Here is a 10751-nt window from a genome sequence, read left to right as displayed (position 1 = left end):
GGGGCGGTTGTCACGTAAACAGGTGGTCGCCGGCGGCGGTGAACCGCATCGGCAGCCGTTCGTAGCCGTGCAGGAAGTTCGACTGCATCAGCCGGGCGCCCTCGGCAGGTTCGCAGGCGGTGAACAGGTCCACTGTGTGCCGCAGCACCGCGCGCAGCTGGGCTCGGCCCAGTGCGGTGCCGGGGCAACTGTGCGGGCCAGCCGCGAAGCCGATGTGCGGGTTCGGATGCCGGCCGGCGTCGAACGTGTCCGGCTGCGCGAAGACTGCCTCGTCGCGGTTGGCGGAGCGGGGCCACACGACGACCGGGTCGCCTTCCTTGATGGCCTGGCCCGCCAGCTCGACGTCGCAGGTGGCGACCCGGGCCAGGTGCCGCACCGGGTTGCCCCACCGCACGGCCTCCTCGACAGCCGTCGGTACGGCGGACGGGTTGGCCCGCAGCGACGCGAACACGTCGGGCATCCGGGACAGCGCGTCCAGCAGGTTGGTAAGCGCCGCGCGGGTCGTCGTGGTGCCGCCGATCGCCAGGTTGAGCGCGTTGAGGACCACTTCGCCGGTGGTCAGGGCGTCCCGGTCGGCGGTGCCCGCCGCGAGCCGCTGGACGAGACCGTCGACGTCGGACCGGTGCCGGCTCGTGCGCAGCAGCCGGGAGAAGTAGCCGAGCAGTTCGCCGTTGGCCTGTTCCGCTTCCTGGCGGAGGTCCCCGCCGTCATCCGCGGCCGCCCGGGACAGGAACACCCGCGACGTCCGGCTGGTGATCCAGTCGAGGTCGGCAGGTGGCAGCCCCAGCAGCAGGCCCGCGGCGTGGGTCGGAACGCGGGAGGCGACGGCCTCGACGACGTCGACCGTCCCGCCGCGGTCGCGTACGGCGACGAGCAGCCTCCGGACGTACCTGTCGATCTCCGGCTCCAGGTCGGTGACCACGCCGTCGGCGAACAGGGCGCCGATGCTGCGCCGCAGGCGGCGGTGCTCCGGCGGGTCGGTGACCTCGACCATCATGCCGCTGGCCGGGTCCGGGCCGGGCCGTAGGCTGTCGAGCGTCATGCCGTTCGTGGCCGAGAATGTGGTCGGGTCCCGGTAGACCCGCATCGTCTCCGCGTAGCGGATCACCGCCCAGAAGCCCGGTCGGCTCTTCGGGCCGTGCCAGAAGACCGGGTGGACGGGCCGCAGGGTCGCGAGGATCCGCTCCAGGTCCGGCGTACGGGCCGGATCCGGGTCGGCGAGGTCGATGTCCGGGATCGGGTCCGTGCGGTCGAGGACCGGGCCGGGCGACGTGCTGCTCATCAGGACACCACCGGAGCGTCGGGGTTCGCGGCGACCTCCGCCAGCAGGGCCACGTAGTCGCCGGCGAGGCGGGCGACAGTTGTTTCGTCGAACAACTGGGTGGCGTACACCAGGCCGCCGTCGACGCCGCCGTCGGCACGTGCGGTGAGGTCGCAGGACAGGTCGTACCGGGATGCGGGCGGATGTGGCAGTGGAAAGCCCGCCGGGTGGGCGGGGATGCCGTGGTCGGCGAAGAAGACGTCGAACAGGGGGTTGCGGCCTTCGGCCTGCGCCGTCGTGGGCACCGCGCCGACGATGTCCTCGAACGGCAGTACGGCGTGCTCCGCGGCGGCGACAGTTGCCGCGCGCACGCGGCCGAGCAGGTCCCGGAAGCCGATGCCGCCGGCGATGTCGACGCGGATCACGGCCGTCTCCTCCAGCATGCCCACGACGTGCTCCAGTCCGGGGCGGTCGCGGCCGGCCACGGGCACGCCCACGGTCACGTCCGTCCCGCCGGTGCGACGGGCCAGGAGGGCGGACAGCCCTGCCAGCAGGGCCGTGCCCCGTGTCGCGTCCCGGTCCGCCGCGACGTCGTCGAGTGCCCGCACGACGGCCGCCGGCAGGTCGAAGCACACCCGGCCGCCGCGCCAGTCCCGCACCTCCGGCCGTGGCCGGTCGGCTGGCAGTTCGACCGCGGCGGCCCCGGACAGCGTGGCCCGCCAGAAGTCGAGGTGCCGTCGCGCGGCCGGGCCCGCCGAATGCTCGCGCTGCGACCGCGCGACGTCGGCGTAGCCGAGCAGCGGGGCGGGCACCGTGCGACCCCGGTACGCGGCCCGTACCTGATCGGCGATCAGTTCCCGGGACCGGTCGTCGGCGGCGATGCGGTGGACCACCATCAGCAGGTACGCGTACTCGTCGGCCGGCCGGCTCACCAGGCGGACCCGGACCGGGGGTGCGGCCGCGAGGTCGAAGGGGCGGTCCAGTTCCTCGGCCAGGATCGCCGCGGGGTCGCCGTCCTCGACGGCGAGGCGCTGCGGCGACGCCGGCTGAACGACCGGGACCGGCAGGCCGGACGGGTCCGGTTCGTAGCGGGTACGCAGGATCGCGTGGCGTTCCAGCAGGCCGGTCACTGCCCGCTCCAGGGCTGTGCTGTCGACCGGGCCGGGCAGCCGGACGACCACCGGTGTGTTGTCGACGGTGCTGTCCGGTGCCGCCAGCTGATGCAGCCAGAGCCGCCACTGCGCTGCGGAGAGCCGGGCGTCGCCCGCGTCGCGCGGCGCTCCGGCCGGCGTCCCGGCCGTGCGGTCGCCGTCCAGCAGCGCCGCGATTCCGTAGACGGTGCGGGCCTCGAACAGCGCGTTGATCGGCACCTCGGTCTGCAGTTCCTCGTTGAGCCGGAGCACGATCTGGACGGCGCGCAGCGAGTCGCCGCCGAGGGCGAAGAAGTCCTCGTGCGGGTCGACCTCGGGTCGTTGGAGCACCTCGGCCACGATCGCCGCGATCCGCTGCTCGGTGGTGCCGCCGGCCGGCTCGTCCGGGGACGTACGGCCGGTGGTCGCGGCCGGTCCGGTCGGCTCGGCGGGCCGGGGCAGGGCGGAGCGGTTCAGCTTGCCGTTCGGCGTACGGGGCAGCTCGTCCAGGACGACGAACTGGGCCGGTACCAGGTAGGCCGGCGCGCAGCGGGCGAGGTGCTGCCGCAGGTGCCGGGCGTCGGGCGGGTCGGCCGGATCGACAGGCCGGATGTAGGCCACCAGCCGGGCGTTCTCGTCGTTCCCGCCGAACGCCCGTACCGCGGCCTCGGCCACACCGGGATGGCCAGCCAGCAGGTGCTCTACCTCGCCGGGCTCGATCCGGAACCCACGGATCTTGATCTGGTCGTCGCTGCGGCCGAGGATCTCGATCCGCCCGTCCAGGTGTCGTCGGGCGATGTCACCGGTGCGGTAGAGCCGGGCTCCGGCGTCGTCCGGGTCGGCGACGAACCGCGTGGCGGTCAGGGCCGGGCGGCCCAGGTAGCCGGTGGCGACGCCGGCGCCACCGATGTAGAGCTCGCCCTCCTCGGCCAGCGGGACCGGCCGCAGCCCCGCGTCGAGCACCCGGAGCGAGGTCCCCCGGACCGGGTGGAACCGGGCCGGAGTGCCCCGCTCGTGGCGGGTGACGGCCGACCACACTGTCGTCTCCGTCGGCCCGTACAGGTCCCAGAGCACGACCCCCTCGCCGAGCAACCGCTCGGCGAGCTCGGCCGGCAGCCGCTCCCCGCCACACAGCACTGTGAAGCCTGGCGGCGGCGACCAGCCGGCCTCCAGCAGGAGCCGCCAGGTGATCGGTGTCGCCTGCATGACCCGTGCGCCCGTGTCGGCGAGCAGCGCCGCCAGCCGGCGCGGGTCGCTCGTCTCGCCGTGCCGGGCGACGACCACCCGGCCGCCGGTGGTCAACGGCAGGAACAGCTCCAGGCCGGCGATGTCGAAGGAGACGGTGCTCACGGCGGGAAGCACCACCGCGTCGGGCAGACCGGGGCGCTCGCGCATCGACTCGATGAAGTTGGCGAAGGCGCCGTGTGTCACCACGACGCCCTTGGGCCGGCCGGTCGAGCCGGAGGTGTAGATGACGTACGCGGTGGCGTCCGGGTGCAGCGGCGCGGGGTGCACCGGGCTGCGGCACACCGCGACGTCGGTCAGCTGGATGCGGGTCGGTACGCGCAGGCCGGGTGCGCCGGCCGCGTCGGCCGTCAACAGGATCCGCGCCCCGGAGTCCGCGATGACGTGGTTCAGCCGGTCGGCCGGGTGCTCGGGATCGAGCGGCACGTACGCCGCGCCGGCGAGCTGGACACCGAGCAGCGCCGGCACCAGGTCGACTCCGCGGGGTACCGCCACCGCGACGAGCTCGCCTGGCCCGACGCCCGCGTGGCGCAGCGCCTCGGCCACCCCGGAGGCTTCCGCTAGCAGCTGACCGTACGTGAGACGGTTGCCTGCCGACTCCACAGCCACCGCGTCCGGCAGCCTGTGCGCCACGGCCCGGATCAGGTCCGGCACGGTGGTCCCGGCGCCGGGGCCGGGACGAGCGGAATCCGGTACGGCGACGAGGCTTTTAGCGGAATCGTGGATGCCGATCACGGACGCTCCTCCGATGCGGGGCGGTCGGATCCCAAGTCAACGGAGCGGGGCCACGGCGGTCAACATGGTCTGCTGTCCCGCGTTCACCGGACATCGCGCTCCGGTCGGGTCACCGGTGCGCGGTGTCGGTCCCCGCTTCGGGCGACGGCCCGCCGGCGGCCCGCGCCGGTAGCCTCGGCGACAATCCGCCGCCGGGCACCCGGCGGCCGACGTCGCACGAGGGGGGGAATGTCGGCCATGTCCCCTGCCGGCGAGGCGAACTCCGGCGGCGCCCAGGTGTGGGTACGCGGCCCTCGCAGCGCCGACGTCGGCCGCACCGTGCTGGTGTGGCGGTCCACGGCCCCGGCGCGGACCGTCCTGCTCTGGCGCACCCGGAGCGGCACGCCGGTCGCGACCGACGCCCACTGCCCGCACCGCGCGTACCTGATGGTGGACGCGCGACTCGTGCGCGACGCCGTCGAGTGCCCGCTGCACGGTTACCGCTTCGGCGCCGACGGCCGCTGTGTCAACTTCCGGCGCTCGCCGGACGCGCAGATCATCGGTGTACGGGAGGCCGACGGGTGCCTGTGGCTGGCGCTGTGAGAGCCCGTCGCCGCTTTCCGTGACTGCCCCGGCCGCCGGCCCCGGTCCTAGCGTCGTGCTGCGAACGGCTGCTACCGCGACGACCGGAGGGCGGGATGCGACGTGCACCGCATCGACGGGGTGGAGTCGCCGGTTCGGCTCCCCGGCGCCGATCCGCTGGGGCCGTTGCGCGCGACGCTGGCCGCGGCTTTCCGCGACAAGCCGCCCGGAGGCCTGGCGCCTGAGCTGGTGGTCGGCGACGGGCCGGACTGGATCTGCGCCGGCAGCATCGCCGACGGCACCCGGCTGCCGGAACTGCTCGACGTCGTGGCGCGTCGCCGCCAGGCCACACCGCACGCCGCCGCGACACTGGCGTGGAAGGCGTACACCTACGCGGTGGCGTTGCCCGCAGTGCTCGGCTGGGCGTCGGCCCGGCGGGTTCCGCTGGTCCGTGCGACCGATGTGGTGGTACGTCTGGACTCGCCCGACTCGGTGCTCACCGTCGCCCTCCGCCCGTCGGTACGCGTGGCGGTGCTGCCGTGGGATCCGACGGCGCGCGGGGGCGGGGTCGAGGTGGCCACTGACGAGGCCGGTCTGCTCACCGCGCTACGCGGAGCCCTTGTGGACGCGCACCTCGGCCCGATGCTGACGCACATCCGGACGGTGGCCCGCGTCAGCTCCCGTTCGTTGCGCGGGTCGCTCGCCTCGGGCGTGGCGCACGCCGTGCTGAGGGCCGCCCACACGCTGCCCGGCAATGCCGTCGACCACGTCGACACGCTGCTCACCGCGCTCCGCGTACGGGATCTCGTGGACCTGCTTCCCGGGCCGGACGGCGGCGCGACAGTCCAGCGCCACACCTGCTGCCTGGCCTTCACTCTGCCGGAGGCGAAGATCTGCGCCGGTTGCTGCATCCGACTAGCCCGCCCGCCGGGCGGCTGACGGGCGCGCATCACGGGCGACACCGCAACCCTGACACCGCAGGCGGGAAGCCGGGACCGGTCGTCCCGGCTTCCCGCGACATGCGCTGCGGTGTCCGCCTGCATACCGTGGGCGGGCGACGGATCCGGTCGCCTGGTCGCACCGCGCCAGCGTCACCGATTGGGACGGACTTCGACATGGAAATCGCCGTTGCCCACCTCGAAGCCTGGATGCGCGACTACTACCACAAGGTTGACCACGACATCGGCAGCAGCGGGGTACGCGACCTGTCCATGCACGAGTTCCGCGCCCTGTGCGGGTTCGAGCTGTCCGAGCTCGACGAGATGGTGTTCCACGACAGCGAGAGCTACGGCGGCAACCGGCTGCGTGCCGCGCTGGCCGACCGGTGGACCGGCGGCGACGTCGACCGGATGATGGTCACCCACGGCTCCAGCGAGGCGATCTACCTGGTCATGCACCTGGCTCTGGATCCGGGTGACGAGATCATCGTGCTCGACCCCGCCTACCAGCAGCTGTACGACATCGCGGCGTCCCGGGGTTGCCGGGTGACCCGGTGGCAGCTGGACCCGGACGCCGGGTTCGCCGCCGACCTGTCCGTGCTGCGCGAGCTGGCGGCGCACGGGCCGCGGATGATCGTCGTGAACTTCCCGCACAACCCGACAGGTGTGTCCATCACTGCCGAGCAGCAGAAGGAACTGGTAGCGATCGCCGCCGATGCGGGTGCCTGGCTGGTGTGGGACCACGCGTTCGGCGAACTCACCTACACTGCCGACCCGCTGCCGATCCCTGTCGAGTACGAGCGGTCGATCGTGTGGGGCACGTTCTCCAAGAGCTACGGCCTGGCCGGGCTGCGAGTCGGCTGGTGTGTCGCGCCCCCGGAGCTGCTGGCCCGGATGGCGGTGCTGCGCGACTACATCGCGTTGTACGTCTCGCCGGTCCTGGAGTTCTTCGCCGAGCAGGCGGTCCGGCACGCGGACCGGATCGTGGCCATGCAGCGGGAGCACGCCCGCGCCAACCGGCAGTTGCTCATCGACTGGGCGGCGGACCGGCCGGAACTGGTGCGGCTCAGCCCGCCCGCCGGCGGGGTGGCCGCGTTCGTCGAGTTGCTCGGCCAACCGGATGTCGTCGCCTCCTGCCGCCGGCTGGCCGAGCAGCACCGGGTGCTGCTCGTACCAGGCGTGTGCTTCGGCGAGGCCTACCGCAACCACGTCCGGCTCGGATTCGGCGGTAGCACCGCCGAGCTCACCGCGGGTCTCGCGCTGCTCGACCGGGTGCTGCGGGAAGACGTTCGGCCGCCGCGCGCCTGAGGCGGTTTCCCGTCCCCGGGCGCGCGGCGGCTCCTCAGTTGGCGGCGGCCAGTTCGCGGTAGGCGCGGACGAGCGTCTGGGCGGCCGTCTGGACGGTCTCGAACGGCCGGGCCAGGGACAGCCGGATCAGGCGCAGGCCGCCATCCGGGTCGGCCCAGTGGAACGGCGCGCACGGGAGCACGTGCACGCCCCGCTCGCGCATGTCCTTGTACAGCAGCGACGAGTCAGGCCCGTTCTGCGGCAGGCCGATGCGGGCCACGCTGATCTGTGAGGTCGGGTCGGCCAGTCGCAGGCCGGCCGGCTCGATCGCCTCCCGTACCGCCGCCCGGTTGCGCTCCACGAGATCGCGCGCACGCTCGTAGCCACCGTTCACCCAGTCGGAGGCGAGCGCCTCGACCAGCTGCAACACGACAGGCGAAGCGGCGAGCAGCGACTCGGAGAAGGCCCGCTCCAGGGGCAGATCGGTCCGCTCGCTGTAGGCCAGCAGCCCGATCTTCAGCTCGTGCATCGGCCACAGTTTGCCGGTGTCCTCGATCGTGATCCAGTCCGCGCCGGCCGCGTCGAGGACCGCGTACGTGTCGTACTGCGCGTCGCGGACCTGGCCCCGGAAGCTGGCGTCGATGATGACGGTCTGCCCGTGCTCGACGGCATGCTCGGCGAGCGAGCGCAGGTGACCTTCCGGCGTGACCAGACCGGTGGGGTTGTTGGGATGGGTGAGGACGATCGCCTGCACCGGGGCGCCGGGCCAGGACTGGTCCAGCATCGCCTCCTCGCTCAGCGGCACCAGCTTGAGGCCGCGCGTGGTGAACAGGTCGGCGATGTTGTCGAACGTCGGGTGCAACACGGCGATCGTGGCGCCGGCCGGCAGCGCGCGGGCCACGATATCGGTGGCAAGCGTGGAGGAGTAGCAGCTCAGGATCCGGCCGGTACCCACCGGTGCGGTGTGCTGCCCGATCGCGTCCAGGAACGCGCGGTGGGCCGCCGTCTCGATCGACGGGAAGGACCGACGGGTCGCCGTCGTGAACATCTCGGGGAGCCGAGCCACGATCGCGGCCTGCTCGGTGGAGAGATCCAGCCGGGCGTGCCCGTCGGTCAGGTTGAGGCCACCGTCGACGTCGGACAGTGCGTCGACTTCCATCGTGGTCAGATTGGCAAGCTCGGTCATATGTCAGTCCCGAGGGTGTCGGCACGCCGGCTGACGGGCTACGGCGTGGACCCAGCAGATGATTTCTAGGACGAACCTAGGGTCGCCGGGGTCGGTGCACCTGTCCCCTCTACCGGGGACCGCAGGGCCGCAGCCCGCGACCATAGGCTGCAACGGCAGGTCGCCGTCGGCGGACCACCTCGGCCAGCGGGAGGCCACGCGTGCATCACCTGACGCTCACTCCGGCGGACAACGCGGCATTGACACCGATGCTCAGCGAGCTCGCGAGGGCGTACAAGACCATCGAGGAGCCGGGGTTGATCCGGCGGGCACCGGTTCTCGCGCGGCTTCTGCCGACGCATGTGCTGGAGTTCCTTGAGGAGTACCGCCTCGGCGAGCCGTCCGCCCTCTGCCTGATCTCGGGCCTCGAGATCGAGCTGGAGCAGCTCGGCCCGACGCCGCCGCACTGGCGCAACAGCCAGTACGACTCCCCCGCCCTGCCGCAGGAGATCTTCTTCCTGCTGTGCGGCTCCGTGCTGGGCGACGTGTTCGGCTGGGCGACCCAGCAGGACGGCCGCATCATGCACGACGTGCTCCCGATCGAGGGGCACGAGCACTACGAGATCGGCTCCAACAGTCTCCAGCACCTGTCCTGGCACACCGAGGACGCGTTCCATCCCTGCCGGGGCGACTACGTGGCGCTGATGTGCCTCAAGAACCCGGACCTGGTGGAGACCGTCGCGTGCGACGCCGGTGACCTCGACTGGTCCGCGCTGGACGTGGAGGCCCTGTTCGAGTCGGAGTTCACCCAGATGCCGGACAACTCGCACCGTCCGGAGAACGCTTCCGAGTCCACCGGCGACCCGGTCGTCGACCGGCTGCGTCGGCGCAGTTTCGCGCTCATCCAGTCGTGGAACGACGACCCGGTCAAGCGGCCGGTGCTCTTCGGCGACCGCACCGATCCGTACATGGCGCTCGATCCGTACCACATGAAGACCGACGGCTGGTCCGAGCGGTCGCTCGGCGCGTTCCAGGCGTTGTGCGACCAGATCGAGGCGCACATGCAGGACGTCCGCCTGCGCCCCGGCGACTGCCTGTTCGTCGACAACTTCCGGGCGGTGCACGGGCGCAAGTCGTTCCGGGCGCGCTACGACGGCTCCGACCGCTGGCTGAAGCGCCTCAACATCACCCGTAACCTGCGCGGTTCCCGGGCGTGGCGGCCTGCGGCGGACGACCGGATCATCTACTGACCCGACGGTTCAGCGGCCCGCGTCGGCGAACCGGCGGGCGAGGGCCGCTATCGCGTCCCGGTCGAGGTTGCCCACGCTCACCCGGACGGTGCGGCGGTCGTCCGGAAGGAAGGCAGTGCCCGGCATGACGAGCGTGTCGTGCTTGACCACCAGCTCGCGCACCACGTCGTCGGTGGAGCGGCCCGGGAACGGATGCCGCAGCCAGGCGAAGAAGCCACCGCAGGAGAGCAGCTCGAAGCCGCCGGGCCGGGCGGCCATCGTGTCGGTGAACCAGGCCCGCCGATCGGCGAGTTCCCGGGCCCGGACGGAACGCCACCCTCGGGCGTACGTCAGGCCCGCCCAGGCGGCCTCCTGCCCGATGCGCGGCGCGCAGACCGCGACGCAGTCCAGCAGCTTGCACACCTCGCGGTTGAGTTCCGGGGAGGCGACCACGGCGCCGACGCGGTAGCCGGGAATGGCCAGGTCCTTGGAGAACGAGTGCAGGCTGACGACTGTGCGTTCCCAGTGCGGGCCGGCGAACAACCGGTGCGCCGGCGCGTCGGTGTCGCGGAACGACCGGTACGTCTCGTCGAGGATCAGCGCGATGCCGTGCCGCTCGGCCACCGCGGCGAACGCCGCGATGCCGTCCGGGTCGACAGTGACCCCGCTCGGGTTGCCCGGCGTCACCAGCACGATCGCGCGGGTACGGGGCGTGACGAGCCGTTCGGCGTCGGCGGCGCGTGGCACGAGGTCCGGCCCGGGCTCCAGGTAGACAGGCCTGATGCCGTTCAGCCGCAGCCACATGTCGTGGTTGAAGTAGTACGGCAGCGGCAGCACGATCTCGTGACCGGGCCCGGCCAGGGCGGCGGCGACCAGGCTGAACGCCTGGTTGCAGCCGGCCGTGACGACCACGTTGTCGGCCCCTACGGTCCCTCCGTAGTCGCGGCTCAGCTCGGCCGCGAACGCACGACGCAGCCGGGGCAGACCGGGCACCTCGGTGTACGCGCCACCGTCCGTGGCACGTGCCGTCCGCACGATGTGCTCGACGACGACCCGCGCCGGCGGGTACTGCGGCGCCGCCTGCGCGACGTCGAGCAGTGCCCCGTCGTTCTCCCGCAGGTCCACAAGGTCGTAGGCCGCGCTGATCGGCGAGTCGATCGTGTTCCGTGTCCGGCTGTTGAATCGCACGACCGGCGCTCC

Annotated in this window: 8 protein-coding genes; 4 read left to right on the top strand and 4 right to left on the bottom strand. The window is 72.6% G+C overall.

Translation table 11 applies throughout. The features are described from left to right. Positions 1-10: 10 nt before the first annotated feature. A complete protein-coding gene (locus tag F4558_RS03750; RefSeq protein ID WP_053653243.1) occupies positions 11-1282 on the bottom strand; it encodes a cytochrome P450 in 1272 nt (423 codons plus the stop codon). Beyond that, entirely contained in the window at positions 1282-4371 is a 3090-nt protein-coding gene (locus F4558_RS03745; RefSeq protein ID WP_167943214.1) for a non-ribosomal peptide synthetase, read from the bottom strand. The genes F4558_RS03750 and F4558_RS03745 overlap by 1 nt, the downstream gene beginning before the upstream one ends. 237 nt (positions 4372-4608) lie before the next feature. On the opposite strand from F4558_RS03745, the gene F4558_RS03740 reads away from it, so the two are divergent. From F4558_RS03740 to vioD, 3 genes are all read left to right on the top strand, one after another. Further along, the gene (locus F4558_RS03740; protein ID WP_167943212.1) at positions 4609-4953 is read left to right on the top strand and encodes a Rieske (2Fe-2S) protein; all 345 of its coding nucleotides are present in this window, start codon (positions 4609-4611) and stop codon (positions 4951-4953) included. A 102-nt stretch (positions 4954-5055) separates the two neighbouring features. Continuing rightward, positions 5056-5871 carry a hypothetical protein gene (locus F4558_RS03735; protein WP_306273761.1) on the top strand — a complete coding sequence of 272 codons (816 nt, stop codon included), beginning with the start codon at positions 5056-5058 and terminating at the stop codon, positions 5869-5871. 176 nt (positions 5872-6047) lie between these two features. After that, positions 6048-7178, top strand: coding sequence for a capreomycidine synthase (gene vioD / locus F4558_RS03730; RefSeq protein ID WP_167943210.1), 1131 nt, complete (start codon positions 6048-6050; stop codon positions 7176-7178). A gap of 34 nt (positions 7179-7212) precedes the next feature. On the opposite strand, the gene F4558_RS03725 is transcribed toward vioD, so the two are convergent. Beyond that, the gene (locus F4558_RS03725; RefSeq protein WP_197281450.1) at positions 7213-8316 is read right to left on the bottom strand and encodes an aminotransferase class I/II-fold pyridoxal phosphate-dependent enzyme; all 1104 of its coding nucleotides are present in this window, start codon (positions 8314-8316) and stop codon (positions 7213-7215) included. 227 nt (positions 8317-8543) lie between these two features. Here F4558_RS03725 and vioC point away from each other — a divergent pair, with 227 nt between their 5' ends. Then, positions 8544-9572, top strand: a complete 1029-nt coding sequence (vioC, locus tag F4558_RS03720; protein WP_053653238.1) for an arginine beta-hydroxylase, Fe(II)/alpha-ketoglutarate-dependent — start codon at positions 8544-8546, stop codon at positions 9570-9572. A gap of 9 nt (positions 9573-9581) precedes the next feature. Here the strand turns inward: vioC and F4558_RS03715 are convergent, their stop codons facing one another. Further along, positions 9582-10739 (bottom strand): aminotransferase, encoded by a 1158-nt coding sequence (locus F4558_RS03715; protein ID WP_053653237.1) that lies wholly within the window; start codon positions 10737-10739, stop codon positions 9582-9584. Between the last annotated feature and the right edge of the window lie 12 nt (positions 10740-10751).

The organism is Micromonospora profundi (assembly GCF_011927785.1).
GTDB lineage: Bacteria > Actinomycetota > Actinomycetes > Mycobacteriales > Micromonosporaceae > Micromonospora > Micromonospora profundi.
Note: the sequence above shows the minus strand (reverse complement) of the source record. Positions and strands in the feature narration are given on the sequence as shown.

Coding starts and splice junctions, on each gene's coding strand:
- F4558_RS03750 (WP_053653243.1), bottom strand. CDS start 1,282: ATGAGCAGCACGTCGCCCGGCCCGGTCCTCGACCGCACGGACCCGATC.
- F4558_RS03740 (WP_167943212.1), top strand. CDS start 4,609: ATGTCCCCTGCCGGCGAGGCGAACTCCGGCGGCGCCCAGGTGTGGGTA.
- vioD (WP_167943210.1), top strand. CDS start 6,048: ATGGAAATCGCCGTTGCCCACCTCGAAGCCTGGATGCGCGACTACTAC.
- F4558_RS03725 (WP_197281450.1), bottom strand. CDS start 8,316: ATGGAAGTCGACGCACTGTCCGACGTCGACGGTGGCCTCAACCTGACC.